Source organism: Streptomyces sp. NPDC002793, from assembly GCF_040295485.1.
Lineage (GTDB): Bacteria > Actinomycetota > Actinomycetes > Streptomycetales > Streptomycetaceae > Streptomyces.
In genome coordinates this window covers 109,638-136,014 of sequence record NZ_JBEOVL010000017.1, presented here as the reverse complement: position 1 = coordinate 136,014, position 26,377 = coordinate 109,638, and the positions used below count along the sequence as shown (strand labels likewise).

Annotated in this window: 25 protein-coding genes; 18 read left to right on the top strand and 7 right to left on the bottom strand. The window is 71.5% G+C overall.

What is annotated here, in order from left to right:
* Window positions 1-403 precede the first annotated feature (403 nt).
* The 5 genes from ABT001_RS18940 (at window position 404) to ABT001_RS18920 (ending at window position 6,265) form a co-directional block, all read left to right on the top strand.
* Window positions 404-1,063 (top strand): ScbR family autoregulator-binding transcription factor, encoded by a 660-nt coding sequence (locus ABT001_RS18940; protein WP_351278612.1) that lies wholly within the window; start codon window positions 404-406, stop codon window positions 1,061-1,063.
* A 450-nt stretch (window positions 1,064-1,513) separates the two neighbouring features.
* Complete coding sequence (locus ABT001_RS18935; RefSeq protein ID WP_351278609.1) at window positions 1,514-2,005, top strand: DUF6643 family protein; 492 nt, start codon at window positions 1,514-1,516, stop codon at window positions 2,003-2,005.
* A gap of 45 nt (window positions 2,006-2,050) precedes the next feature.
* Window positions 2,051-2,890 (top strand): MOSC domain-containing protein, encoded by an 840-nt coding sequence (locus ABT001_RS18930; RefSeq protein WP_351278607.1) that lies wholly within the window; start codon window positions 2,051-2,053, stop codon window positions 2,888-2,890.
* A gap of 117 nt (window positions 2,891-3,007) precedes the next feature.
* On the top strand, window positions 3,008-3,625 hold the full coding sequence (locus tag ABT001_RS18925) for an Rv1733c family protein (protein WP_351278604.1): 618 nt from the start codon (window positions 3,008-3,010) through the stop codon (window positions 3,623-3,625).
* 207 nt (window positions 3,626-3,832) lie between these two features.
* Window positions 3,833-6,265, top strand: a complete 2,433-nt coding sequence (locus tag ABT001_RS18920) for a right-handed parallel beta-helix repeat-containing protein (protein WP_351278601.1) — start codon at window positions 3,833-3,835, stop codon at window positions 6,263-6,265.
* On the opposite strand, the gene ABT001_RS18915 is transcribed toward ABT001_RS18920, so the two are convergent.
* Entirely contained in the window at window positions 6,235-8,637 is a 2,403-nt protein-coding gene (locus ABT001_RS18915) for a hypothetical protein (protein WP_351278598.1), read from the bottom strand. The genes ABT001_RS18920 and ABT001_RS18915 overlap by 31 nt on opposite strands.
* A gap of 228 nt (window positions 8,638-8,865) precedes the next feature.
* Between ABT001_RS18915 and ABT001_RS18910 the strand changes: the two genes are divergently transcribed.
* A complete protein-coding gene (locus tag ABT001_RS18910; RefSeq protein WP_351278595.1) occupies window positions 8,866-9,693 on the top strand; it encodes a DeoR/GlpR family DNA-binding transcription regulator in 828 nt (275 codons plus the stop codon).
* Between the two features lie 58 nt (window positions 9,694-9,751).
* Window positions 9,752-10,186, top strand: coding sequence for an SRPBCC family protein (locus ABT001_RS18905; protein ID WP_351278593.1), 435 nt, complete (start codon window positions 9,752-9,754; stop codon window positions 10,184-10,186).
* Between the two features lie 18 nt (window positions 10,187-10,204).
* On the opposite strand, the gene cds1 is transcribed toward ABT001_RS18905, so the two are convergent.
* Complete coding sequence (cds1, locus tag ABT001_RS18900) at window positions 10,205-11,338, bottom strand: L-cysteine desulfhydrase Cds1 (RefSeq protein ID WP_351278590.1); 1,134 nt, start codon at window positions 11,336-11,338, stop codon at window positions 10,205-10,207.
* Window positions 11,339-11,576: 238 nt separating this feature from the next.
* On the opposite strand from cds1, the gene ABT001_RS18895 reads away from it, so the two are divergent.
* The 5 genes from ABT001_RS18895 to ABT001_RS18875 all read left to right on the top strand — a co-directional run bounded on the left by ABT001_RS18895 (window position 11,577) and on the right by ABT001_RS18875 (window position 14,684).
* Complete coding sequence (locus tag ABT001_RS18895) at window positions 11,577-11,987, top strand: hypothetical protein (protein WP_351278588.1); 411 nt, start codon at window positions 11,577-11,579, stop codon at window positions 11,985-11,987.
* 163 nt (window positions 11,988-12,150) lie between these two features.
* On the top strand, window positions 12,151-12,675 hold the full coding sequence (locus ABT001_RS18890; protein ID WP_351278585.1) for an ATP-binding protein: 525 nt from the start codon (window positions 12,151-12,153) through the stop codon (window positions 12,673-12,675).
* 234 nt (window positions 12,676-12,909) lie between these two features.
* Window positions 12,910-13,425, top strand: coding sequence for a GNAT family N-acetyltransferase (locus ABT001_RS18885; RefSeq protein WP_351278583.1), 516 nt, complete (start codon window positions 12,910-12,912; stop codon window positions 13,423-13,425).
* Window positions 13,426-13,513: 88 nt separating this feature from the next.
* The gene (locus ABT001_RS18880; RefSeq protein WP_351278580.1) at window positions 13,514-14,092 is read left to right on the top strand and encodes a TetR/AcrR family transcriptional regulator; all 579 of its coding nucleotides are present in this window, start codon (window positions 13,514-13,516) and stop codon (window positions 14,090-14,092) included.
* Between the two features lie 10 nt (window positions 14,093-14,102).
* Window positions 14,103-14,684, top strand: coding sequence for a DUF4865 family protein (locus ABT001_RS18875; protein ID WP_351278577.1), 582 nt, complete (start codon window positions 14,103-14,105; stop codon window positions 14,682-14,684).
* A 367-nt stretch (window positions 14,685-15,051) separates the two neighbouring features.
* On the opposite strand, the gene ABT001_RS18870 is transcribed toward ABT001_RS18875, so the two are convergent.
* Window positions 15,052-16,266: an ROK family protein gene (locus ABT001_RS18870; protein ID WP_351278575.1), complete on the bottom strand. Its 1,215-nt coding sequence runs from the start codon at window positions 16,264-16,266 to the stop codon at window positions 15,052-15,054.
* 122 nt (window positions 16,267-16,388) lie between these two features.
* On the opposite strand from ABT001_RS18870, the gene ABT001_RS18865 reads away from it, so the two are divergent.
* The 3 genes from ABT001_RS18865 (at window position 16,389) to ABT001_RS18855 (ending at window position 18,829) form a co-directional block, all read left to right on the top strand.
* Window positions 16,389-17,609 carry an MFS transporter gene (locus ABT001_RS18865; RefSeq protein WP_351278572.1) on the top strand — a complete coding sequence of 407 codons (1,221 nt, stop codon included), beginning with the start codon at window positions 16,389-16,391 and terminating at the stop codon, window positions 17,607-17,609.
* 80 nt (window positions 17,610-17,689) lie between these two features.
* Window positions 17,690-18,055, top strand: coding sequence for an SCO4225 family membrane protein (locus ABT001_RS18860; RefSeq protein ID WP_351278570.1), 366 nt, complete (start codon window positions 17,690-17,692; stop codon window positions 18,053-18,055).
* 21 nt (window positions 18,056-18,076) lie between these two features.
* Window positions 18,077-18,829 (top strand): maleylpyruvate isomerase family mycothiol-dependent enzyme, encoded by a 753-nt coding sequence (locus ABT001_RS18855; protein ID WP_351278567.1) that lies wholly within the window; start codon window positions 18,077-18,079, stop codon window positions 18,827-18,829.
* Window positions 18,830-18,840: 11 nt separating this feature from the next.
* Here the strand turns inward: ABT001_RS18855 and ABT001_RS18850 are convergent, their stop codons facing one another.
* Complete coding sequence (locus ABT001_RS18850) at window positions 18,841-19,239, bottom strand: MarR family transcriptional regulator (RefSeq protein ID WP_351278565.1); 399 nt, start codon at window positions 19,237-19,239, stop codon at window positions 18,841-18,843.
* 136 nt (window positions 19,240-19,375) lie between these two features.
* Here ABT001_RS18850 and ABT001_RS18845 point away from each other — a divergent pair, with 136 nt between their 5' ends.
* Complete coding sequence (locus ABT001_RS18845; protein ID WP_351278562.1) at window positions 19,376-19,675, top strand: DUF6332 family protein; 300 nt, start codon at window positions 19,376-19,378, stop codon at window positions 19,673-19,675.
* 169 nt (window positions 19,676-19,844) lie between these two features.
* Here ABT001_RS18845 and ABT001_RS18840 read toward each other — a convergent pair whose 3' ends face one another.
* Window positions 19,845-21,113, bottom strand: coding sequence for a geranylgeranyl reductase family protein (locus tag ABT001_RS18840; protein ID WP_351278560.1), 1,269 nt, complete (start codon window positions 21,111-21,113; stop codon window positions 19,845-19,847).
* A 194-nt stretch (window positions 21,114-21,307) separates the two neighbouring features.
* On the opposite strand from ABT001_RS18840, the gene ABT001_RS18835 reads away from it, so the two are divergent.
* Window positions 21,308-22,672 (top strand): dipeptidase, encoded by a 1,365-nt coding sequence (locus ABT001_RS18835; protein ID WP_351278558.1) that lies wholly within the window; start codon window positions 21,308-21,310, stop codon window positions 22,670-22,672.
* 271 nt (window positions 22,673-22,943) lie between these two features.
* Here the strand turns inward: ABT001_RS18835 and ABT001_RS18825 are convergent, their stop codons facing one another.
* Together ABT001_RS18825 and ABT001_RS18820 are read right to left on the bottom strand one after the other, a co-directional pair.
* Window positions 22,944-23,987, bottom strand: coding sequence for an NUDIX domain-containing protein (locus ABT001_RS18825; RefSeq protein ID WP_351278555.1), 1,044 nt, complete (start codon window positions 23,985-23,987; stop codon window positions 22,944-22,946).
* Between the two features lie 104 nt (window positions 23,988-24,091).
* Window positions 24,092-25,066: an ROK family protein gene (locus ABT001_RS18820; RefSeq protein WP_351278553.1), complete on the bottom strand. Its 975-nt coding sequence runs from the start codon at window positions 25,064-25,066 to the stop codon at window positions 24,092-24,094.
* Between the two features lie 183 nt (window positions 25,067-25,249).
* Between ABT001_RS18820 and ABT001_RS18815 the strand changes: the two genes are divergently transcribed.
* The gene (locus ABT001_RS18815) at window positions 25,250-26,278 is read left to right on the top strand and encodes a LacI family DNA-binding transcriptional regulator (RefSeq protein WP_351278550.1); all 1,029 of its coding nucleotides are present in this window, start codon (window positions 25,250-25,252) and stop codon (window positions 26,276-26,278) included.
* The last annotated feature ends 99 nt before the right edge of the window (window positions 26,279-26,377 follow it).

Below are 26,377 nucleotides of genomic sequence, written 5' to 3'. Positions count from 1 at the left end.
GTCTCACAAGGACGCGACCGCCCTTTTCGACCGAGGGCGAAACATCGTAGCCATTACGTTAATTTAGGCCTTCACGCTCCGCAATCACCATTTCGGGTGACGGAAATACCCGTGGCGACGATGAACGCACCCCCGGAGCAAGATCGGGACACCACTGCCGCAGGCGATCGAATCGCCTGGTGGGCAGTCATTTCACGAGTCACTCACCGCCGGCCGGACGGATGTCCTCACGCCGCAAGGAAACGATTCTGCGCCGTAGGTAAAAAGATTGACCCCAAGCCGGAAGCGAGCATGCCCGGATAATAATAGGATCTTCCGTGCGCCGCACTCACCCCCTCCGGGCGGAGATCCGTGCCCACGCGCGCGGACATATCGAGAACCCTTGAACGAAGGTAGAACTGTTGTGCAGGACAGGGCCCGCGAAACCCGCAAAGTACTGCTCGAATCAGCAGCACATCTATTTGTCGAACGGGGATATACGGGAACGAGTGTCAATGACATAAGTGATCACTCCGGAAAAACCAGTGGGGCGATCTATTTCCATTACTCCAGCAAGGAGGAGTTGGCACTGGCCGTGGTCCGCGAGCAGTTCTCCACATGGCCACAACTCGCCGCCCCCTACGCCGCGTCCGGCATTCCCCCACTGGAGAAGCTGGTCGGCCTCAGCTTCGCTGTCGCGCGATTCCTCAGCGAGGACGTGCTGGCCCGCGCGGGAGCGCGCCTTTGGGCGGAACGCCGTGCCATCAACACCTCCGTGCCCACGCCGTTCGACGGCTGGGCACTGGCCGTCACCCGGCTTCTCGCCCAGGCCCGCACGAGAGGCGAACTGGCGGAAGGAGTGGAACCGTCGACCGCGGCCGTGACGCTCGTGTGCTCCTTCTTCGGGCTCTGCCTGCTGACCGACGAGGTACCGGGCACGCGGAACTGGAGGACACGGCTGGACCAGTGGTGGCTGCTCATGCTGAAGTCCCTCCAGGCGGACCCGGATCCGGGCGCTCTGCTCGCCCGCGCACGGGAGCGGATCCCCGCGTCACCGAAGAGCCCGGCTCCGCGCCGAACCTGACGGACACCCGCCCGGGACGGACGCGCCCCGCGGCAGCGCGCCCGACTCCTCGCCACCGAGGCGAAGGACGAGAGGGAGACGGCCGTGACAGCGGACGGGTTCCGCCGCACCCGCGGTCGGCGGCCCCCGTGGGCCGGTGGCGCCGGGGCCTGCCGCCGACGGCGACGGGGAGCGGGCCGGCATTGCCGCCGACGGCCTCCCGGCACCCGTGAGGTGCGGGCACTCACGGTTGGAGCCATACATCCGGACGGGTGTGACCCGGGCGTCGCCCTTTGTAGTCCGACCGCCACTTCTCGTCAGCTCAGGAGGCCCTCCGACAGAAAAGCCCCCTGTTGTTTACGTAGGCTTTAACGGTGCCTCGGCAGGTCGAGCCGACAAAAGCAGCGTAAAACGGATAACCCCAAGATTGGGACTCCCCAATCGGCACATCGTGGGCTTAACTTATGTGTCATGACCTCCCCCCGCTCCACCTACGGCAGCGGCTACTACGCCGCGCCGTCGTTCCCCGACACCCCGATCTACGACTCCCTGGTCGCCGAGCGGGGGACCCCTCAGATCGCGCCGATCCGGGTCCCTGCCGCGTACGACACCGCGAACAGCTACCTGCCGGCCCTGCCGTCCGCGCTCCCTGCCCTGCCCGCGGCCCCGTCGCAGCACACCGGGTCCCACGGCTACCCGCAGCAGGGGCAGCAACCGCAGTACCAGAACGCGCAGATGCAGCAGGCGCCGATGATGCAGCCCGCGCAACTGCAGAACGCGCCGGCGCCGTACATCCCGCAGCAGCCGTCGGCGCCCCGCGGCTACCAGCAGCCGCAACAGCCGCAGCGGCCCGGGACGGGCTACGAGGCGATGCGTCCCGCGTCGCCTCGGCCCGCGCCCGCGCCCGCTCAGTCACCGTACGAGGATCCGTACAACCGCCCGTACCAGGGCAGGGGATACTGACAGATTCTGCCGACCACTGTCGGTGGCGGCTGGCAGGATGACGTCATGCTTTCGCCCGCACTCGGTGCCCTGCGCATCCATCCGGTCAAGTCCCTGGGGGCATGTCCGTCCGACGAGGCCGTCGTCGAGCCATGGGGACTCGCCGGCGACCGCCGCTGGATGCTGATCGACAGCGGAAGCAGAGTGGTCACACAGCGTCAGCAGCCCCGCATGGCGGTGCTGTCCGCCGAGCTCCTGCCCGGCGGCGGACTGGCCCTGTCCGCGCCCGGAAGCCCGTCGCTGACCGTGGGGGTGCCCGATCCGGCCCGCACCGTCACCGCCGCACTGCACCGGAGCACGGTAGAGCTGGTGCCGGCCGCGGACGCCGCTCACGCCTGGTTCAGCGCTCGGCTCGGTGCGGAGGTCCGGCTCGTCCATCTCGACGCGCCGTCGCATCGCAGACCGGTCGATCCGGAGTTCGGGCGGCCCGGCGAGACCGTGTCGCTGGCGGACGGCTTCCCGCTGCTCCTCACCGCACGCGCCTCGTTGGACGCGCTCAACTCGTGGGTGGCACAGGGGGACCATCCGGCGGAGGGGCCGCTTCCGATGAGCCGGTTCCGGCCGAACGTCGTCGTGGACGGCACAGCACCCTGGGCCGAGGACGGATGGGAGCGGATCGCGATCGGGGAGGTCGCGTTCCGTGTGGTCAAGGCGTGCGGGCGGTGCGTCATCACCACCACCGACCAGTCGACGTCGGTACGGGGCAGGGAGCCGTTGCGTACGCTCGCCCGGCACCGCCGGGAAGGCCGGCATGTTCTTTTCGGCCGGCACATGATCCCGGAGGGCACCGGGGTGATCCGGGTCGGAGACCCGGTACGCGTCCTGGACCGGTCCCCCGGCACGTGACCTCACCGGAACTCGGTGGGACGGGAGGGGTGTTGGCGGCGTGAGGTTGCTCTCTCTTCGCCGTCCTCGGACGCGATCACGGTCCTGTCGGGTTATCACGGACAGGGAAGGGGGTGCATGACTGTGCGAGCGGTTCTGGGATTCGGGCGGTGGCGGCACAATCCCGTGTGCCGGGCCACCGACCGCCACGAGGCCGGTGTGGCGCTGGTCGCGCTGCTGCTGATGCTGCTGGCGGCACCGGCTCTCGGTTGGAAGGCCGGTTCGCTCACGGACGACGCGCTTCGACATGTGGTGCGGACCCAGCACGAACAACGCCATCTCACGGCGGCCGTCGTGGTCCGCGCGTCCTCGGGCACATCGCGCATCGCCCAGGACCCCGAAGCGGCCGTCGCCGAGGACTCGATGCGTAGGTCCGTGGTCGCCCGCTGGCGTGCCCCGGACGGCACGACGCGTACGGGCACCGTGTCGACGGCGTCCACGGAGACCGCTCCGGGCTCCCGGATCCGGATCTGGGCGGACGACCGGGGTCACCCCGTGATGCGTCCCATGGACACCTCCACGGCACACACCCACGCGGTGCTCGCAGGCCTGGGTGCGGCGTTGCTCGCGGCAGGCCTGACGGAAATCGCCCGTCGACTCGTCGTATGGCGCATGATGCAACAGAGGTACGCCCGGCTCGACCGCGACTGGGCCGAAGTCGGCCCCGACTGGGGCAGAACGGGTACGGGCAGCTGACCCCCCAGGGGGTGCCGGCCCCCCGTGCGCGGATGAGCCGGACTCCACAGCAGGCGGCACGTCAACTCGCGCCCGCCGCGCGCGCTACGGTGGACCGGACCGCCCGACTCCTCGGCAGGCGGGCCGGAAGGCTGCCGGCGAAAAGGCGGCATCCGCGGACAGGCACGAGGCGGCGCACACGGCACGAGGTGGGGGCACAGCAGCACCATGGCACAGGGCACGGTCCAGGTGACGCACACCGGCACATCCCGATGGCGACGCCGTACGGGCGAATACGCTTCCCTCAACGCCGCTCTGGAGGCCGCAGCCGACGGTGACGTCCTCACCATCGCCCCGGGCACCTACCGGGAGAATCTCGTCATCGACCGCGCGGTGACGCTGCGGGGCACAGAGGGCTCCGCCGGCTCCGTGCGGATCGCACCGGCCGACGGGGTCCCGCTGACCGTCCGCGCCTCCGCCGTCGTCCAGGACCTCCACGTGGAGGGCCAGGACTCGGCCGCCCCCGCACTGCTCGTCGAGGAGGGCTCTCCCGAGCTGTCGGATCTGCGCGTCGTGACCAGGTCCGCGGCCGGTCTGGAGGTACGGGGCTCGGCCAGGCCCACCGTGCGCCGCTGCACGGTCGACAACCCGGCCGGTGTGGGCATCGCCGTACTCGACGGTGCCGGCGGCGTGTTCGAGGACTGCGAGGTCGTCTCGGCCGGGCAGTCCGGTGTCTCGGTGCGTGACGGCGCACACCCGAGGCTCGTGCGCTGCCGGGTGCACCACGCGTCGGGCGCGGGGCTGAGCGTGACCGGGGAGGGCAGCGGCCTGGAGGCCGTGGGCTGCGAGGTGTACGAGATCAAGGGCAGCGGGGTGCAGGTCACCTCGCGGGGATCCGCGCACCTCACGGACTGCACCGTGCACCGCACGTCGGCCGACGGGATCACCCTGGACACCGACGCGGTCCTCACGCTCGCGGACTGCGACATCCACGACATCCCGGAGAACGCCGTCGACCTGCGGTCCCGTTCGGTACTCACCCTGACCCGCTCCACCGTCCGCAGGTTCGGCCGCAACGGCCTCTCGGTCTGGGATCCGGGCACCCGTGTCGACGCCAACCAGTGCGAGATCCACGACAGCACGGGCGACTACCCGGCGGTGTGGGTCAGCGACGGGGCCACGGTGATACTCGACTCGTGCCGCGTCCACAACGTGCCGGACGCCCTCTTCGTCCTCGACCGGGGCTCACGCGCGGACGTCGTGGACAGTGACCTGTCCCAGATCCGCAACACCGCGGTGTCGGTGAGCGACGGAGCCACGGCCCAGCTCGACGACTGCCGGATCCGTGAGGCGTCCACCGGAGCGTGGTTCCGCGACCACGGCAGCGGCGGCACGCTGAACAACTGCACCATCGACGCGGCCCAGACCGGGGTCATCGTGACCAAGGGCGCCGACCCGACCATCGAGAGGTGCACGGTCACCTCGCCGACGGAGGCCGGTTTCTACGTCTCCGCCGAGGGCCGCGGCACCTTCGACAGCTGCCGGGTCACCGGGAGCGAGGGCTACGGCTTCCACGTGATGGACGGCTGCCGGTCCACCCTGACCCGGTGCCGGACAGAACGGTGCGCACGCGGCGGCTACGAATTCGCCGACGGCTCCGGCGGTGACGGCCATGCCGGCGGTCCGGTGACGCAGGACTGCACCAGCGACGAGAGCGGACTCCGGGGCGCCACTCCCCCGTCCCCCGCGGTCCTGACGGCGACGCAGACCACACCCGGGCTGCTCAGCGCGCTGCCGGGGCAGCGGGCCACCGAGCCCGCGGCCGCCCCGCCGGTCCCCACCGAGCCGGTGCGCGACTCGGGCGCCGTGCTCGGTGAGCTCGACGCCCTGGTGGGCCTGGAGAGCGTCAAGCGCGAGGTGCGGGCGCTGACCGACATGATCGAGGTGGGCCGCCGCCGCCGGCTGGCCGGTCTGAAGGCGGCGTCGGTGCGTCGGCACCTGGTCTTCACCGGATCCCCCGGCACAGGCAAGACGACCGTGGCCCGGCTGTACGGGGAGATCCTGGCCTCGCTCGGTGTCCTGGAGCACGGCCATCTCGTCGAGGTGTCCCGCGTCGACCTGGTCGGCGAACACATCGGGTCCACGGCCATCCGCACCCAGGAGGCCTTCGACCGGGCGCGCGGCGGGGTCCTGTTCGTCGACGAGGCCTACGCCCTCTCGCCGGAGGACTCCGGCCGCGACTTCGGACGCGAGGCCATCGACACACTGGTGAAGCTGATGGAGGACCACCGCGACGCCGTGGTGGTGATCGTGGCCGGGTACACGCACGAGATGGCGCGCTTCCTCACCGTCAACCCCGGTGTGGCGTCCCGGTTCTCACGGACCATCACCTTCAGCGACTACGAGCCCGACGAGCTGCTGCGGATCGTGCAGCAGCAGAGCGACGAGCACGAGTACAGCCTGGCGGAGGGCACAGGTGAAGCGCTGCTGAAGTACTTCACAGCGCTGCCCAAGGGCCCCGCTTTCGGCAACGGCCGAACGGCCCGTCAGACCTTCGAGTCGATGGTGGAGCGGCATGCGGGCCGGGTCGCCCAGCTCGCCGAGCCGAGTACGGACGATCTGACCATGCTCTATCCGGAGGACCTACCGGCGCTGCCCTGAGCGGCACCGCCCCGGTCCTCCGCCTCCGCCCCCGCCTGCTGGGGGACGACAGGCCCGAGCCGTTCCAGGAGCACGGCCCGCTCGGCTGCGAACACGGGATCGGCCTGGTAGTCCGAATGCCCCAGGATCGGTTCCGGCAACGGGTACTCGGCGGTGCGGCCGTACACCAGCGGGTCCTTCAGCGGGCCCCGGTCCACCTCATGGCCCTCGCTCTCGTCGATCCGGACCGGGCCGCCGATCGGGTCCGTCGCACGCCAGAGATTGCGCCAGCAGTGCACGGACCGCTGCAGCCCTTCGAGGGGGACCCTGCCGAAGTAGGCCGGGAACCAGCGGCCGTACAGACGCTCGATCGGGGAGCCGTACGTGAGCAGGGCCACCCGGTGGCGGACCGGGTCGGGGAGCTGCCAGACCGCCGCCGCGGCGAGCACACTGCCCTGGGAGTGGCCGGAGATGACGAGCCTGCCGCGGGTGCGGCCGGTCCAGGCGCACATCCGGGACGAGAGGTCCGGTACGGCCCGCTCGGCGTAGCAGGGCGGCGCGAAGGGATGGGCCGCGCGCGGCCAGAACGTACCCACGTCCCAGAGGATGCCGATGGTGCGCCGGGCGGAGACGTCCCGGTAGGCACGACGGCCGAAGGTGACGAAGAGTATGACCCCGAATCCGGTCAGCCAGGAGCCGGTCGACTGGGCCGTCTCGGCGAGCGATTCGACGAGCGGGCCCGTGCCGTCCATCGCCAGGCCGGGAACCTCGCCGGTGAGCCAGGAACCGGTCACCGCTCCCGCCCCGAGCAGCAGGGTGGCGGCGGACAGCAGTCCGAGGATCCCCGGTGCGGAGTCGGTGAGCGCCGCGGTGGCCCGGGTACGCGCGATCCGCCGGGTGCGTCCGGGCTCGGGGTGCTTCTCCTCGTACTCCGCCTCGACCGCGGGGCCCAGCCGGCGGGCGCGGCGCACCGTGCGGACCATCAGCCAGATGACGGGCGGGAGCAGGAGCAGCAGCAGGACGGGGATGACCGAGGCCTGCCAGCTGAGGAGCACGGGCGGGCCCACGATGTCGGCGTCCGCCCCCATGCCGGGGGTTCCGGGGCCGTCGAGCCAGTCGGCGACGCGCTGGGCGATTCCGCCGGTCATGACACCACCGAGGGCGCAGGCGAGCATGGCCACCGTGGGCCCGCCGAGGCCGCGAAGGGTGGTGCGCGGCTCGGGGGCGCTGCGGTAGAGGATCAGGGCCACCGCGGCGAGTGCGACGACGAGGAGGCCCTGGCCGAGCGCCAGTGCCCGGAAGGCCACCTCTCCGGGGAGGGCGCCCGACGACGCCCAGCCGGGACGCGACCAGCCGGCGTAGGCCACCGCGCAGAGCAGCAGTGCGAGGGCGGCACCGGGCAGGAAGGTGATGACGGCCCGGTCGAGCCGATGGTCCAGGCGTCGCTCGCCGCGCCCGCGGCGGCACACCACCGCGACGACGACGAGTGCGCACAGGACGAGCCCGACCTCGAACAGGATGCCGATCCCGTCGGGTACGGGGCTGCCGGATGTCCGGTCGTACCGGGCGGCCGCGCCGCCGACCGCGGCCGCGACGGTGAGGAATCCGGCCGCGGTGTGCGCCGCGCGCAGCCGGGCCACCAGCCTGCGTCCGTACCAGAAGCCGGGCCTGCCGAGGGCCGGGCGGACCAGGGGCGCGCCGGACGGCGCGGCCGCGTCCGTGACCGGTTCCGTCGCCGCGCCGTCCGGTTCGTCCCAGGTCAGGGGGCGCTGTGCTTCGTAGGCACTCCAGGTGCGGTGGGACAGGTACCAGAGCAGTCCCACCAGGGCTGCGGGCACGAGTGCGGCGACGGCGAGCCGGCGTCCGGGCTGGGCGAACCACCCGTCCTGCCGTGTGGACAGGAAGCCGAGCCAGGAGCGCTGCGCGGCGCACTCGGGAGTTCCCGCGCACTGCCAGGCCACCAGGTCGAGGGCGACCTCGCAGGCCGCGGCCGTCAGCAGCACCGTGAGGCTGAGGGCGACGAGCCGCACCAGGAGCCCGTAGAGCCGGACCGTCCGGATGCGCCCCCGCGCGGTCGGACGCATCCAGTGGGCGAGGTTGACCACCATGAAGGGGAGCAGCAGCAGCCAGAGGGCCCTGGAGCCGTTGCCCGAGGTGAGGTTGGACCAGCAGTAGGCCTCGGCGATCGGCCCGTCCCGGTGGCGCTCGGGATGCCGTTCGGCTCCGACGTCCTCGGTGCGCCGGTGGACGGCGGCCGTGGCGTCACCGGTGATCCTCGTCGTACGCGGGTCACCGAGCATCTCCTGCGGGGTGGTCCCGCCGACTCCGTGGACGAGCAGTTCGAGTGCGGCGCCGCTGCTCTGCGCGGGCTCGGACCGGGGTGCAGGGGACAATGTCGGTGGCTCGCTCTCTGGTCCGTCCGGCTCGCGGCCGGCGGGAAGGGACGGCTGGGACCTGAGCTGATGTGCAGTCACCACCATCGCGGACGGAGGGTACTCGCCGCACCGTCTCTCACCGAATCTCCCCAGTGGGACGGGCCGTGGGCGTGCGTGGCAGGATGAGGGCGTCCCGCAGGACCGCTGCCGGACCGTGCGGACAGAGCGAAGGACCGGGGCCCGGCGTTGAGCGAGAACCAGAATCTGCTCGCGGAACAGCGACGTGCGCTCATCCTCGACGATGTACGCAAGCGCGGTGGGGTCAGGGTCAACGAGCTGACCCGCAAGCTGAGCGTCTCCGACATGACCATCCGCCGGGATCTGGACGCGTTGGCACGCCAGGGCGTGATCGAGAAGGTGCACGGCGGAGCCGTTCCCGTCGTCGAGGCGAGCACGCACGAGCCCGGCTTCGAGGCCAAATCGACGCTGGAGCTGAGCGCCAAGGAGGACATCGCGCGCGCGGCGGCCACGATGGCGGTGCCCGGCAGTGCGATCGCGCTCTCCGGTGGCACGACCACGTTCGCGCTGGCCCGGCACCTTCTGGAGGTGCCGGGACTGACGGTGGTGACGAATTCGGTGCGGGTGGCCGATGTGTTCCACGGCGCGCAGCGCCCGTCGACGGGTGGGGCGCGGACCGGGGCTGCCACGGTCGTCCTGACCGGTGGGGTGCGTACGCCTTCGGACTCACTCGTCGGACCGGTCGCGGACCGCGCGATCGGTTCTCTCCACTTCGACGTCCTCTTCCTCGGTGTGCACGGGATCTCGGTCGAGGCGGGTCTTTCGACGCCCAATCTCGCGGAGGCCGAGACGAACCGTCGTTTCGTGCGGGCGGCCAGGCGGGTCGTCGTGGTCGCGGACCACACCAAGTGGGGCACGGTGGGGCTGAGTTCGTTCGCGGCGCTCGACGAGGTCGACACCTTCGTGACGGACGCGGGCCTGCCGGACGACACCAGGCAGGAGATCGAGGAGCGGTTGCCGGGCCTGGTGGTGGCGGGCGGGCCGTCGGACGGATAGCGGGCGACGCGCCCTCCGTCACGGGGCCCGGCGTCGACGGACGTCCTAGGATCGGCCCGTGGCCGTATTCCGCATCGAGCGTTTCACTCCCCTCCCCGCAGCCGAGGCGTGGCGACGGGTGACCGACTGGGAGCGGCACGGCGGGACCGTTCCGCTCACCACCGTCACCGCTCCGGCGGGCCTGCCCACCCGGACCGGAACGGTCTTCGTGGCCCGTACCGGCGTGGGGCCGCTGGGGTTCGACGACCCGATGGAAGTGGTGCGGTGGACCCCTCCGGCCTCCGGCCGGGCGGGGCTGTGCCGGCTGGAGAAGCGGGGGTCCGTGGTCCGTGGCCGGGCATCGATCGACGTCTGCCCGACCGGTTCGGGCTCGCACGTGATCTGGGTCGAGGAGCTGCGGGTGAGACTGGTGCCCCGCTGGGCCGATCCGTTGCTGGCGGGCGTCGGCCGGCGGGTCTTCGCCCGTGAGCTCGGTGTACTGCTGGGGGACTGACGGCGCGCGTGTCCGGGGTCAGGCGGGCCAGGAACCGGTGGCCAGGAAGTGGTCGATCGTCCGCGTGTACGGCCGGATGTCCAGGCCCTGCTCGGTCAGCCAGCCGTCCGAGTAGTACTTGTCGAGGTAACGGTCGCCCGGGTCGCAGAACAGCGTGACGACACTTCCGGTGCTTCCTTCGCCCACCATCTCGGCCACGAGCTTGAAGGCGCTCCACAGCCCGGTCCCGGTCGAGCCACCCGCCTTGCGCCCGATGGTGCGCTCCAGCACCCGGACCGCGGCGACGCTGGCCGCGTCGGGGACCTTCATCATCCGGTCGATGGCTCCGGGCACGAAGCTCGGTTCCATCCGAGGTCTGCCGATTCCTTCGATGCGGGAGCCGCAGTCGCTGGTCGCCAGCTGATCGTGCCGGGTCCATCCGTCGAAGAAACAGGAGTTCTCCGGGTCCGGCACACAGATCCGTGTGTCGTGCTGCATGTAGCGGACGTAGCGCCCGATGGTCGCGGAGGTCCCGCCGGTTCCGGCGGTGGCGACGATCCAGGCCGGCTCGGGGTACCGCTCCAGCCTCAGCTGCTGGTAGATGGACTCGGCGATGTTGTTGTTGCCGCGCCAGTCGGTGGCACGCTCGGCGTAGGTGAACTGGTCCATGTAGTGTCCGCCCGTCTCGGCCGCGAGGGCCGCCGACTCCTCGTACAGGCGGCGGGAGTCGTCGACGAAGTGGCACTGACCGCCGTGGAATTCGATCAGGCGGCACTTCTCGGGGCTGGTGGTCCGCGGCATCACCGCGACGAAGGGCACGCCGATCAGCTTCGCGAAGTACGCCTCCGAGACGGCCGTCGAACCGCTGGAGGCCTCGATGACCGGCTTGCCGCGGCGGATCCAGCCGTTGCACAGCCCGTAGAGGAAGAGCGATCGGGCCAGCCGGTGCTTGAGACTGCCCGTCGGATGCGTCGACTCGTCCTTGAGGTAGAGGTCGATGCCCCACTGCTCAGGCAGCGGGAAACGCAGGAGATGGGTGTCCGCCGAACGGTTGGCGTCCGCCTGTACCTTGCGTACCGCTTCCTTCAGCCAGGTTCTGTAGTCCGGATCGCTCCGGTCGATGTCCACGGTCTCCATGACGCCACCGTCCGGTGTGTGCTCACTGGTGCCCATCAGCGGTCTCCTTCGGGTGACGGCGGTACTCGCTGGGACCCAGAGTATTCCCCCTACCTGCACAAACGTTTCCTTTGGCAGCCCATAGCCGTCCCTTGGCCCGGCGCCCCCGGGATCCTCCGCCCCGGCGCGCCCGAACCCGGATCCGGAGCGGAAATCGGTGGTGATGAGGCCTGGTGCACGGGCCCTGTTCGCGGGCAGACTTGCAGAAGCCTGTACAAGGGGGGGCGAAGTCGCCATGGCCGAGACAGAGTTCAGCGCTGCGGATTTCGGCGCACCGGAGTTCGGCGCGGTGGAGTTCCGCGCGAGCGATGTCAGGATCCAGCGTTGGGCACGGTCACTGACCAGGGCCGGCCAAGTGATCGTCAAGGACGGCCGGATAGTAATGCTGACCAGTAACGGGCGTGAGATCGCCAGCGCCCCGCTGACGGCGGTGAGGGCCGGGAGGCCCTGGTTCCCGGCCGCCGACTCCGCGATCGCCCGCATCAACGGGGTGCGGTACCGGCTGACCATGGGCCAGCGCAACCGCAGGCCGGGCGGGTCCGCGCCGGTCCGCAGGTTCCTGGCAGCACTGCGGGCGCCGCGGGTCGGGGGATCTGACGCTACGGCCCGGTACGGACACCGCGAGTTGCGGAGCCCAACCCCCTGAGTCACGCTGGTCACACGTCACTGATGGTGCACCGGCGGTGACAGCGCAAGCCGCTCCGCCGGGAGCCATCAGGACGGACCACGCACGACCATGAACAGCAGCAAACCATCTGCTGGATCCGTTCCTTCGTCTTCTTCCGGACCTATTTCGGGGAGTCGCAGCCGTGATCAGCGAGCCAAGCAGGCACTGCGCGGTGGAGCTCAAGGCTCTGCCGTCGCGGATCGGTCAGGTCCGCAGAATCATTTCGGCGCAACTGCGCTACTGGCATCTCGATCCCTTGATCGACCCGGCAGCGCTCGGCGTCACCGAACTGCTGACCAATGTCCACCGGCACGCACAGCCGGACAAGTCATGCACCGTCGAGATCGAGCTGCTGCTCGACCGGCTGACGGTCTCCGTCCACGACCACGACCCCCGGCTGCCGACCATGTGCGATGCCGATGCGTCCGCCACCTCCGGGCGCGGGCTGGCGATGATCGCCGCGGTCAGCGAGAGCTGGGGCGTACGGCCGAGCGATGACACGGGGAAGGTCATCTGGTTCACCTTGCCCGCACCGTCCCTCACCACCGCTCTGCCTCCTCTCCCGGTATACGGGTCGACGACCGACGGCCCGTTCGGCCCGGACCTCGCGGGGCTCATGGAGTCGACGGCAGCACGGACGCGGACCCGGTCGGCCGTCGTCGGCTGAAGGGAGCGAGTCGGCGCACCATACACAGCACGCGCAGGAGCGCGTCGGCCCGTCGGGACCGGCGCGCTCCGTTCCCTTCCCGTCCGGAGTCACCCGTCATCCGTCATCCGCACCCATGCCGCTCCTCCGGCGAACTGTGCGCTCGGCGGCTCCCCGCGGGGGCTCACCCCGGCCGTGGGCGGCGGCGGGGTAAAGCGCTTCACCCTGAGGCTTCCGCGCCCTTACGGTGGTGCGATGGTGCGCGTGCGGGAGATGGATGCAGCCGACATAGAGGCCGTTTCGACGATCAGGGTCCGAGGATGGCAGGCGGCGTACACCGGCGTCGTTCCCCGGACCTATCTGGACGCCATGACGGTGGAGGGTGACGCCAGACAACGGGAGCAGTGGTTCTCCCGAGCCGGACGCACGTCACGAGATCTCGTGGCGCTCGGTGACCGTGGCCCGGTGGGGTGGATCTGCTTCGGGCCGTGTCGAAGCGAGGTGCCCGGTCCGGGACCGGTCGGCGAGGTCCACGCCCTGTACGTCTCGCCGGATCTGACGGGCCGGGGCATCGGCCGGGTTCTCCTGGATGAAGCTCATGCCCGGATGAGGAGCCAGGGCTTCGAGGTGTCGGCTCTGTGGGTTCTGCGCGACAACCATCCAGCCCAGTGCTTCTACGGACGGGCCGGCTATCTGGCCGACGGCGCGGCTCAGGACGACGTCTACGACGGGATCACGCTCACGGAGCTCCGCTACCAGCGCGTGCTCTGAGCCGAGCGGCGCTTGGCGCGACACCGGAATGACGCCCGGCCGCACCCGCCGCACGCGCAATGTACCTACTGGTATGTACATTACGTTCATGAGTACTCCGGACCGATTGATCGAGGCCACCCAGGAGCTCCTGTGGGAGCGCGGCTACGTGGGCACCAGCCCCAAGGCGATCCAACAGCGCGCCGGGGCGGGCCAGGGCAGCATGTACCACCACTTCGCGGGCAAGCCCGATCTGGCACTGGCCGCCGTGCTCCGCACGGCCGCCGAACTACGGGCGACGGCAGGCCACCTGCTGGACGGGCCGGGCCCGGCCTACGAACGGATCTCGGCCTACCTGCTGCGCGAACGCGAGGTCCTGCGGGGCTGCCCGGTGGGCCGGCTGACGATGGATCCCGACGTGGTGGCAAGCGACGCACTGCGCGCCCCGGTGGACGAGACGATCGGCTGGCTGCGGGGGCGGCTGGCCGAGATCGTCCAGGAGGGCCTGGACGCGGGCGAGTTCTCCCCCGGCATCGCACCCGAGCAAGTGGCGGCGGCCGTCGTGGCCACGGTCCAGGGCGGTTACGTCCTGGCCCGCGCCTCCGGATCGGCGGCCGCCTTCGAATCGGCGGTCCAGGGGCTGCTCTCCCTGCTCTCCCCGCACGTCACGTCGGACCGCCCCGCCTGAGGAGCACACGATGCACGCCATGCAGTACGAGATCACCCTGCCCGCCGACTACGAGATGGGGATCATCCGCGAACGGGTCGCGACCAGGGGGCATCTCCTCGACGCCTTCCCCGGCCTGGGCCTCAAGGCCTTCCTGATCCGCGAACGCGGTGCCACCTCACCGGTCAACCAGTACGCCCCGCTCTATCTGTGGTCCGCTCCCGAGGGCATGAACACCTTCCTCCGCGGTCCCGGCTTCCAGGGCATCGTCGACGACTTCGGGCGCCCCGAGGTACAGCACTGGTCCGGGCTCTCCTACCGGGAGGGGACAGCGTCCGGGGAACTCCCCCGCACCGCGGTCCGCCGTCTCGCGCGGATCCCGGACACCGTCGCTCCGGCTGCCGCGATGGAGGCCGCGTCGGAGGAGAGCCGACGGCTCGCCGAGGCCCCGGGGGCCGTCGCCACGGCGCTGGCCGTCGACCCGCGCCACTGGGAACTGCTCCACTTCTCTCTCTGGGAGAACGAGCCACCGAAGATACCGGGCGACCGCTACGAGGTGCTGCACCTGTCGATGCCGGAGCGCGACCGACTGGGACAGAGGGAACAGGGGTGACCCGGGGCGGCCCGGTCCGAGGGGGTGTTTCGAAAGTCCCGCCTGCCTGGCGGCGTCTGGCACGCACGCTCGCCGCGTTGTCGGGATCACCCCGATACATCCAGTATCGGGGCGACCCTCCGCCTTGCGATCGCACGCACCAGACGCCGCCAGGCCCGCCCTTCGGGCGGACGGCGCTACTTTCGAAACACCCCCTCGGGGACGTCCCTGCCGGGGAACTCGGCGTGCGACACCCACGCCGCTCCGCGGTCCCGCGCCGCCCGGGCAGGAGCCGGCCGGCGCGGTCGCTCGGCGAGGGGCCGCCGGGGAAGGTGCCCTGTGCCGGTCCGACGCGGGCGCCCACCCGCCACGGCCTGAGCGGGGCCGGTCAGGTCAGGGCGGCCAAGGGGTCGTCGAGTACGGGCTGCCAGGCCAGTTCGGCCGCACCCACCAGGCTGTTGTGGTCCAGCGTGCAGGAGAGGATCGGCACACTGCCGCTGCGGCCCCACAGGCTGCGGTCGGCGACCACGGCCCGCAGCCGTTCGGGGTCGGCCTCCAGGAGGTCGCGGTGCAGTCCGCCCAGGATGATGCGGTCCGGGTTGAGGATGTTGACCAACCCTGCGAGCCCGAGACCCAGCCGGTCGATCAGCTCCTCGGCGGCTGCCCGCACATCGGGGTCGTCGTACTCCGTGCGCAGCAGGTCGCCGGACTGCTTGAGCAGCGATTCCTCGGGGCCGGGATCCCGGCGTGCGGCGGTGAGGAAGGCGAGGGGATCCGTCTCGACGTCGAGGCAGCCTCGTCCGCCGCAGTAGCAGGGGCGGCCCTCGGGGTTAACGGTGAGATGCCCCACCTCCAGGGCCAGTCCCGAACTCCCGCTGTGCAGACGCCCGTCCAGGACGAGGGCGCCTCCCACCCCCCGGTGTCCGGTGGCGACGCAGAGCAGGTGCTGGGCACCGCGTCCGGCGCCGTGCCGGTGCTCCGCGAGGGCGGCGAGGTTGACGTCGTTGGCGGTGAACGCGGGACCGGCGATTCCCGCGTCGCGTACGCAGGCGGAGAAGATGTCGCGTACCGGGGCGCCGGCCGGCCAGGCGATGTGCAGCGGGTTGAGTGCCGTCCCGTCGGGTTCGGCCACGGCGGAGGGCACGGCGAGCCCCGCACCGACACAGCGCAGCCCGCTCTCGCGCAGGAGTCGGGCCCCCGCCTCGACGACTTCGCCGAGGACCTGGGCAGGGTCGGCGGTGACGGCGACGCAGCCGGGCGCGGTGGCCACGATCCTTCCTCCGAGCCCCACGAGTGCGGCGCGGAAGCCGTCGGAGTGCACCTGGGCGGCAAGGGCCACGGGGCCGCCACCGAGGACGGACAGGCGGTGCGAGGGACGGCCCTGCGAACCGGCGGCGGAGCCGGGGCTGGAGTCGACCTTGATGAGCCCCAGCGCCTCCAGCTCCGCGGCCACCGCGCCGGCCGTCGCACGGGTGACACCGAGTTCGGAGGTCAGCACGGCGCGCGTGGGTGCGCGTCCGGTGTGCACGAGCTCCAGGGCGGGCCCGAGCGCGCTGCGGCCCCTCTCCAACTTCGTCCGCGTGGTGGTCGGCTTGCCGTTCATGGGGGCGAGTCTCCCATGATCCGGAGCCGCTGCCGACGCTCCGGCATCCCGCCCCGTTCACCGGCCGGTCACCGGGGCAGCGCTCTTGCGTACGCCGTCGGACCGCACCTATGCTGCACTTTGTGCCGAACGTAAACAAACTGCGGGCGGCCTTGGCGGGGGGACTCGGCGGGGACTCCGTACCGTTCGCGTCAACCCGCCTCCGTACCGCGCTGACCGTCTTCTTCGCCCTCGACGGGTTCCTCTTCGCCGGCTGGGTGGTCCGCATCCCGGCGATCAAGGACCGGACCGGGGCCACCGCCTCCACCCTCGGGCTCGCTCTGCTCGGCGTCTCCGCCGGTGCCGTGATCACCATGATGCTCACCGGCAGGCTCTGCCGGCGCTACGGAAGTCACGCGGTCACCGTGGTCTGCGGCGTACTGCTGTCACTGAGCATCGCCCTGCCGGCACAGACGGGTTCGGCCCTCGCCCTCGGTCTCGTCCTCCTGCTCTTCGGCGCCGCGTACGGCGGGATGAACGTGGCGATGAACAGCGCGGCCGTCGATCTGGTCACCGCGTTGCGCCGGCCCGTGATGCCGGGCTTCCACGCAGCGTTCAGCTTCGGTGGCATGGCGGGCGCGGGGCTCGGCGGACTGGTCGCGGGCAGCCTTTCACCCGCGACGCATCTCTTCGCCCTCACCGGCTGGGGACTTCTCGTCACCGCCGTGACCGGCCCGGTGCTCCTGCGCTGCCGGCCCGCCGCAACGCCGGTGGATCAGGCGGAGGTGCACCACTCCGGGCAACCGAAGACGGGCGTCCACGCGCGCCGGATCGTGATCCTGTTCGGCGTCATCGCCCTCTGCACGGCGTACGGCGAGGGTGCACTGGCCGAGTGGGGCGCGCTGCACCTCAGTCAGGACCTGGGTGCCACCCCCGGGCTCGCCGCCGCCGGATACTCCTTGTTCGCCCTGACGATGGCGGTCGGCAGGCTGTCCGGCACCGCTCTCCTCGATCGGTTCGGGCAGACCCGGACACTGGTGGTGGGCGGGGTGACGGCCGCGGCGGGGATGCTGTTGGGGGCACTGGCTCCGGCTGTCTGGTCGGCTCTGCTCGGCTTCGCCGTGGCCGGTCTCGGTCTGGCCAACATATTTCCCGTGGCGGTCGGCCGGGCGGGCGCCCTGGCCGGCCCCAGCGGGGTGGCCGCCGCGTCGACCCTCGGCTACGGCGGAATGCTCCTGGGGCCTCCGGTGATCGGCTTCCTGGCCGACGCGTACTCCCTCCCGGTCGCCCTCACGACGGTGACGCTGCTCGCCGCTGCGGCAGCCGTCCTGGGCTATGCAGCCCGCAACGCGGCGAACACCTGAACGATTGAGTAGTCGTACTCAGGCGTCGGCGGCCCATCCGGCGCACGATGGAGACATCAACGATTCACGGGGAGCGGAACATGCGTCACCAGACGACGAACCAACGGCTCAGCGCGCTCGCACGGCTCACCTTCGGCAACACGGTCTCGCGGATATACCTCGGCCTCGTACTGGCGACCGTGGTGTTCGTCGCGGTGGACACCCTGTTCGTGACGCATGAGGATGCCTCGTTCTCCGGCGTCTGGCTCTTCTTCCTCGCCGCACCGACCGTCTTCGTCTTCCTCCTCGGCGGCTCGATGACCGGTGCGGAATCCGGTGGGCCCGCCTGGTTCACCTACGTCGCCCTGATCGTGTCGGTGCTCGTACAGGCCTGTGCCCTGGGCTGGTTCTCCCGGTTGCTCCGCGGCCCCCGCCGTGGTCGCCCGGCACACCCCCAGGGCGCCTGAGGTTCTGGCACAATCCTCGGCGTGGAGATGTCCGAGCACCTGAGCGCCCTCGCCGCGGACGGCCACGCCCTCGCCGTCGCAGCGCGGGCAGCGGGGACGCGGGCACTCGTCCCGAGCTGCCCGGGCTGGCGCATACGCGACCTCCTGGAACACACCTGCATGGTGCACCGCTGGGCGACCGCGATCGTCGTCGAGGGTCGACGGTCGTACCGTCCGGCGGAGGAGGAGCCCGGTCTGGACGGCGACGCGCTGTTCGACCGATTCACCGAGGGCCACGGCCTGCTGGTGGAGGCGCTCCGGACCGCACCGGCCGGCCTGGAGTGCTGGACCCTGTTCTCCGCGCCGTCCCCGCTCGCCTTCTGGGCGCGTCGGCAGGCACACGAGACCAGGATCCACCGGGTGGACGCCGAGTCGGCCCGGGGTGGCCCGCTGACTCCGGTGACACCGCGGCACGCGGTGGACGGGATCGACGAACTGCTGGCCGGCTTCCACGCCCGTGCCAAGAGCCGGGTGCGCACGGATTCCCCGCGCACCCTCCGGGTACGGGCCGTGGACATCGACGCGGTGTGGACCGTGCGGCTGTCGGCCGAACCGCCGCTCACGGTGCGCGGGAACGCCGCCGCGGAGACGCCAGCCGACTGCACCCTGAGCGGCACCGCCGAGGAGCTCTACCTGGGACTGTGGAACCGCGGGCCGATCCCGCCCGCCGGCCTGTCGGGAGACCGCGAGGTCGCCCGGCTGTGGAAGGAGAACGCGGCGGTCGTCTGGTCGTGACCGGAGCGGGCTCAGCCGCCTGCCCGGTTCAACATCCGCGTAAGCACCGCCCGCTGGAGCGGCCGGGCCTGCGCGTGGAGCGCCCGGCCCTCATCCGTCAGCTCGACGCGCACACCGCGTCGGTCCTCTTCGCACATCGCCCTGCGTACGAGGCAGCCCTTCTCCAGCCGCGCCACGAGCCGCGACAGCGCGCTCTGGCTGAGATGGACCCGCGAGCCGATCTCCTGAACGCGCAAACACGCGTCCCCGCCCTGCGCGGCCTCCGCCAGGACGTCCAGAACCTCGAAGTCGCTGGCTCCCAGGCCGTGCCGGGCCAGTGCTCTGTCGAGCTCGCCCAGCGTCCTGGCGTGTAGCGCGAGCAGTTCGCGCCACTCGTCGACGAGCGCCTGCTCGGACTTCTCCACTGCCATGACCGCACGCTAGCAGAGGAGCGAGCTGTAGATGTACGCGCAATACATGCACACGCATACCAGCTTTCCGGCTCCGCCGCGCAGCAGTGGAGAAAGCGGCCTTGCCGTGGGCCACCGCCCCTGTGACACTGCGTGCATGGCTCGACGCACTCAGGCGGAGCGGGACGCGATGACCGTGGAGATCGGCTACGCCCTGGTCAGCGGAGTGATGGTGGCCGCGGCCACCTTCACCGGGGTCTACCTGCTCCCCGCCCTCGTCCTCCAGCTGCCGGGCGGCACCGAAGGCGTACTGTTCCGCGTCGGGGCGGCACTCGGCGCAGTCGTGTTCGCCGTCCGGGTCGTACATGTGCTCCGGCGTTTTCCCCGCCCGGCGGAGGAACTTCGGCTGCCGCCCGTCGAGCCGAAGCGGCCGGGGCGCACCAGCCCCGGTTCCTAGGGCGCCCCGATACTGGATGTATCGGAGTGATCCCGACAACGCGGCGAGCGTGCGTGCCAGGCGTCGGCAGGCAGGCGGGACTTCCGAAACACGCCCTGGGCGAGTTGCGACCTGTTCGAGCCCGACGCCGCCTCGGCGTGGCTTCCGCCACGCCTCTCCGGCCTCCGGATCACGGTCGCGAGCCTACCTGGTCCTTTCCCTGACGGTCCATCACGTGCAGGGCCCGCTGTGCCAGCGGATGCGAGCGGACCAGTTCGGCCAGCGACGTCGTCCCCCGGGTGATCCCCGCGAACGCGCTCCAGGCGGGGCGGAAGCCTGTCAGGACCGCGTGCAGCAGCCCGGGGCGCCGCTCGAACAGCCTGAGCATGCGGCGTCCGACGCTCATCTCCACGCCCAGCCCCGCCTTGATGGCGAACGCGTAGTTGAGTGCCTGGCGCCGGGCGTCGACCGCGTCGTGCGACTCCGCGATGCGCACCGCCCACTCACCGGCGAGCCGCCCGGACCGCAGGGCGAAGGAAATACCTTCCCTGGTCCAGGGTTCCAGCAGCCCGGCCGCGTCGCCGCAGACCACCACCCGTCCGCGGGAGAGTGGGGAGTCGTCGCTGCGGCACCGGGTCAGATGGCCGGAGGAGACCGACGGCTCGAACCCGGCCAGGCCCAGCCGGCCGACGAAGTCCTCCAGATAGCGCTTGGTCCCCGCACCGTCACCGCGCGCCGAGATCACGCCGACGGTCAGCGTGTCGCCCTTGGGGAACACCCAGCCGTAACTCCCGGGCATCGGACCCCAGTCGATGAGCACCCGGCCCGCCCAGTCCTCGGCGACCGTCTCCGGAACGGGGATCTCAGCCTCGAGCCCGAGGTCGACCTGGTCGAGCTTCACGCCGACATGAGCCCCTATGCGGCCCGCGCTGCCGTCCGCGCCGACGACGGCCCTGGCGAGCAACGTCTCGCCGCCGGAGAGCACCACGGCGACCGTGCGCCGGTCGGGCACGGCGGTGCCGTGCTGCTCCACCCGCGTCACCGTCGCGCCCGTGCGCAGCTCGGCGCCCGCCTTCTGCGCCTCTTCAACCAGCCCGGCATCGAACTCCGGCCGGTTGATCAGACCGAAGAGCATGCGCCTGGACCTGCGGGTGCGCGACAGCTTCCCGTTGAGCGAGAAGGTGACGGCGTGGATCCGGTCCTTCAGAGGCAGTTCGAAGCCGGGGGGCAGGGAGTCCCTCGAGAACCCGATGATCCCACCGCCGCACGTCTTGTAGCGGGGGATCTCCGCCTTCTCCAGCAACAGCACCCGACGGCCTGCGACGGCCGCCGCATACGCCGCGGAGGCTCCGGCCGGGCCCGCGCCGACCACGACGACATCCCATACCGAGGAATCCCGCGGTACCGACGACGACGACTCATCCGGCTCACGTCCGGCGTCTGCGTTCTCGCTGCTCACGATGTGCTTCTGCTCCCGATCCGACCAGTGGCCCCAGCTGCTCACGGCATCCTACGGCGCGCCGCGGCCGAACTCCGCTGTGGGAGGATCGGCGATGAATTCGTTGTACACGCGACGCCGCATCCATGGCGTCGCCGCCGGCCGCGTACCCACCGCGCCATAGTCCTAACGTCGCACCCACCAGGAGCGTGCCCATGACCGCCCGTCCGATTTCCGAGACCGTTGCCTCGCTGATGCCCCGTGCGCAGGCGGAGCTCGCCGAGCTGGTGGCCTTCCGGTCGGTGGCGGACCCTGCTCAGTTCCCCAGGAGCGAGTGCGAGGCGGCCGCCGACTGGGTCGCCGACGCCCTGCGTGCCGAGGACTTCCAGGACGTCGCCCTGCTCGACACCCCGGACGGGACCCAGTCGGTGTACGGCTACCTGCCCGGCCCGGCCGGCGCGCCCACCGTGCTGCTCTACGCGCACTACGACGTGCAGCCGCCGCTGGACGAGTCCGCCTGGCTCTCCCCGCCGTTCGAGCTGACCGAGCGCGACGGACGCTGGTTCGGCCGGGGCGCAGCGGACTGCAAGGGCGGCTTCATCATGCACCTGCTCGCGCTGCGCGCCCTCAAGGCGAACGGCGGCGTCCCGGTCTCCGTCAAGGTGATCGCGGAGGGCTCCGAGGAGCAGGGGACGGGCGGTCTCGAACAGTACGCCGAGGCACACCCTGAGTTGCTGGCCGCCGACACGATCGTCATCGGTGACACCGGGAACTTCCGCGTCGGGCTGCCGACCGTCACCGCCACGCTGCGGGGCATGACCATGCTGCGGGTGCGGCTGGAGACCCTCGAAGGGAACCTGCACTCCGGGCAGTTCGGCGGCGCGGCCCCGGACGCGCTGGCCGCGATGATCCAGCTGCTGGCGTCCCTGCGGTCCGCGGACGGCACGACGACGGTCGACGGGCTCACGACCGCCGCGGAGTGGGACGGACTGCAGTACCCGGAGGGCGAGTTCCGCAAGGACGCCAAGGTGCTCGACGGCGTGGGGCTGATCGGCACGGGCACGGTCGCCGACCGCGTCTGGGCGCGGCCCGCGGTCACGGTCATCGGCATCGACTGCCCGCCGGTGGTCGGAGCGACCCCGTCGCTGCAGGCGAGCGCGCGGGCGCAGATCAGTCTGCGGGTCCCGCCGGGCCAGGACGCCGGGGAGGCGACGAAGCTGCTGACCGCCCACCTCGAGGCGCACGCTCCGTGGGGTGCGCGGGTCTCCGTCGAACAGGTCGGCCAGGGGCAGCCGTTCCGGGCCGACGTCACCAGCCCCGCCTACACGTCCATGGCCGAGGCCATGCGGCTCGCCTACCCGGGTGAGGAGATGCAGTCCTCCGGCATGGGCGGCTCCATTCCGCTCTGCAACACCCTGGCCGCGCTGTACCCGCAGGCGGAGATCCTGCTCATCGGGCTGAGCGAGCCGGAGGCCCAGATCCACGCGGTGAACGAGAGCGTGTCTCCCGAGGAGCTCGAGCGGCTCTCGGTCGCCGAGGCTCTCTTCCTGCGCAACTACGCCGAGTCCAAGCAGGTCTGAGGGCCCGCCCGTCCAGGGGTACGCGTCGGGCGGAGTCGCCCGGAGCGGATTTCCGGCCGCCGGGACATCGAGGACGGTGTACGCGGGCTCGGACCGGATCCGGGCGGGGATCGGCGGATCGTGCTCACCCACGGCCACCGCGACCACCGCAGGGCCGCCAAAGGACTCGCGGACGCGCACGGCGCCCTGGCGCACCGGCTGGAGGCCCCGGCTGTCCGGGGGCGAGGAGCCCGTGCCCGATCCCGCGGAGTGAGCGGCGCACCGTGGGCGGCTATCGGCCGCCCACGGGCACCCCGGCCTCCAGATTCAGCACGACGGACCGCTCCCGGGCGCGCAGGGCCCATCGGAGCCGCTCGAAGCGGGTCGGTGGGAGCATGCCGGCCGCCTCGTCCTCGGTGGCGAACCGCCAGCCGCGCAGTTCCGATCCCGGCAGCAGCAGCCGCGCGGCCTGCTCGCCACGCAGACGCCCGCCGTCGAACAGGAAGCGGAGTCCTCCGTACGCGGGCGGCTTCGGCGCCTCCCAGTCCACCACCAGGAGTTCGGGCATCACGTCCAGACAGAGCCCGAGCTCCTCGGCGACCTCCCGTATCCCTGCCTGCGCCGGAGCCTCTCCGGGCTCCACGACACCACCGGGGAACTCCCAGCCGGGCTTGTAGGTGGGGTCGACGAGCAGCACCCGGTCGTGCTCGTCGAAGAGCAGCACCCCGGACGCCACCGTCTCGGCTCTCGGCTCGGGGGTCTGGACTATCCCGCACTCCCCGGCCGCACCGGTGCGCAGTGCTTCGGCGATCCGCTCGGCCGTCTCGTACGGGGTGAGCGCGCTGGTGTCGATCGTGTGGGCGTCCTCGGTGATCCATCCGAGCGCCGCCCGGTAGGGCTCGATGTGCTCGTACGCCCACTGCCGGACCCGCTCACTGTGCTCGGGGTCGTCGGCGCATTCCTCGCGCTCGGCTATCCGCTTGCGCAGGATCGTTTCCTCAGGTGAGAGCAGCACATGACGCACCGGTATGCGACGGGCGGCGAGCCCTCCGAAGATCTCGTCACGGTAGTCCTGCCTCAGCAGTGTCATCGGCACCACCAGCACCCCGGAGAGTTCGGCGAGCAGCGCGGCCGCCGTGTCGACCACCAGGCGCCGCCATATCGGCAGGTCCTGGAAGTCGGTCACTTCGGCGAGCTTCTTCTGGGGCAGCAGCCTGCTCAGTCCCCCGCCGGTCAGCTCGGGGTCGTAGAAGGTGCTGTTCGGGATCAGATCGATCAGTTCGCACGCGGCGCTGGTCTTGCCCGCACTGAACGCACCGTTGATCCAGACGATCACGGGTCCCCCTCTTCCGTAGCCCCCTGTGGCTTGCCCGCATCACCCCGCTCCGGAAACCCCACCGGGGTGACGCGGTTGCGCGGACGCTCCTCGGGGACGGCGCATCAGGGGGCGGCTACGGCCCGCACGCCGTTCGATCCGATGGCACCGGGCAGGGCCGTCGCGGCGGCCGCCGCGGCACCTACCAGGCCCGCGTCGGTGCCCATCACCGCGGAGGTCACGGTGAGGTCCTGGACGAAGGAGAGCGTGGCGTAGTCGCGCAGCGACCTGCGCAGCGGCGCGAAGAGGACCTCCCCCGCGCCCGCCACCCCTCCGCCGATCACGGCGATGTCGATGTCGGTCAGGGTGGCCGTGGCGGCGATACCCGCGGCGAGCGCCTGGGCGGCGCGCTCGAAGGACGCGGCCGCCACCGGGTCGCCCGCCCGGGCGGCAGTGGCCACCGCGGCGGCCGTCGCGTCCCCGTCGGGGCCGGGGCTCCAGCCGTTTTCCAGGGCCCGCCGGGCGATGTTCGGCCCGCTGGCGATCCGCTCCACGCAGCCGCGCGCGCCGCAGGGGCAGAGGTCGCCGTCCAGGTCGACGCTGATGTGACCGATGTGACCGGCGTTGCCCGAGGGACCAGGATGCAGCTTTCCGCCGAGTACGAGTCCCCCGCCGACACCGGTGGAGACGACCAGGCACAGCGCGTTGTCGTAGCCCCGGGCGGCGCCCAGCCAGTGTTCGGCCGCCGTCATCGCGACCCCGTCGCCGACCAGCGTGACCGGCAGCCCGTCGACGGCCGCGGCCACCCTGTCCACCAGCGGAAAGCCGCGCCAGCCCGGTACGTTGACCGGGCTGACCGTGCCGGCCGAGGCGTCCACGGGCCCCGCGCTGCCGATGCCGACCGCGCGCGCACGGCGCCACAGCGGGGATGTCGTCAGCTCCGTCAGGACGTCGCTCACCGCACCCATCACGGCCTCGGCGCCCTCACGGGCGGGTGTCGGGCGCTGCGCCCGCACGAGTAGGGTTCCGCCGCCGTCGACCAGCGCCCCGGCGATCTTGGTACCGCCGATGTCGAGCGCGGCGACGAGGTCGGTATGCATCGGTGTGGACTCTCCGGAGGGTGAGGGGCAGGACCTGCGACTTCAATCGGATGGCCGACCCAGTCTCCATTCTCTTGACAACGTTGTCCAGGGCCTATGCTCGACGCCACAGCATCCGGCCCGCCCCCGGCATCACCGGTGAAGGCCGGAAGCAACCCGCTCCCGACGACAGGACAGCGCACCGTGGCCGAGACCGCCCGCCCCTCCGAGTCCCGCTACGGCAACAGGCCGACCATGAAGGACGTGGCGGCACGAGCCGGGGTGGGCCTCAAGACGGTCTCACGCGTGGTGAACACCGAGCCCGGTGTCACCCCCGACACCGAGCGCCGCGTCCAGGAGGCCATCGAGGCCCTCGGGTTCCGCCGCAACGACAGCGCGCGCGTCCTGCGCAAGGGCAGGACCGCCTCCATCGGCCTCGTGCTGGAGGACCTCGCGGACCCCTTCTACGGCCCGCTGAGCCGCGCTGTGGAGGAAGTGGCCCGCGCGCACGGCGCCCTGCTGATCAACGGCTCCAGCGCCGAGGACCCGGAGCGCGAGCAGGAGCTCGTCCTCGCCCTCTGCGCCCGCCGGGTGGACGGTCTCATCGTGATCCCGGCCGGCGACGACCACCGCTATCTGGAGCCCGAGATGAAGGCGGGCATCGCCACCGTCTTCGTCGACCGACCGGCGGGCCGGGTGGACGCCGACACGGTCCTCTCGGACAGCTTCGGCGGAGCACGAGCGGGCGTCGCCCACCTGGTCGCGCACGGCCACCGCCGGATCGGCTTCATCGGCGACCATCCGCGCATCCACACCGCGAAGGAACGGCTGCGCGGCTACCACGCGGCCCTGACCGACTCCGGGGTGGAGGTCCAGGACGCCTGGGTCTCCCTCGGCCCGACCGACCCGGACCGGGTCAGGGCCGCCGCCGAGGCCATGCTCAGCGGCCCGGAGCCGGTGACCGCGCTCTTCGCGGGCAACAACCGGGTGACGGTCACCGCCGTCCGCGTCCTCGCCGAGTGCGACCGCCGGATCGCCCTGGTCGGCTTCGACGACATCGAACTCGCCGATCTGCTCGGCATCACGGTGATCTCGCAGGATGCCGCAACGGTCGGCCGCACGGCGGCGGAGCACCTGTTCCGCCGCCTCGACGGCGCCGCGCACGCCCCGGCCAGGGTCGAGCTCCCCACCCGGCTCATCGCGCGCGGCTCGGGCGAACTCCCGCCCGCCTGAGCCCTGCTGTTCCCCCGAAGGGGCTTACCACGGCTGCGCTCCGGCGAGTTGCCGACCGCAGCCCTTGTCAGCATGGGGCTGCGCAGCAGGCTCACCCGG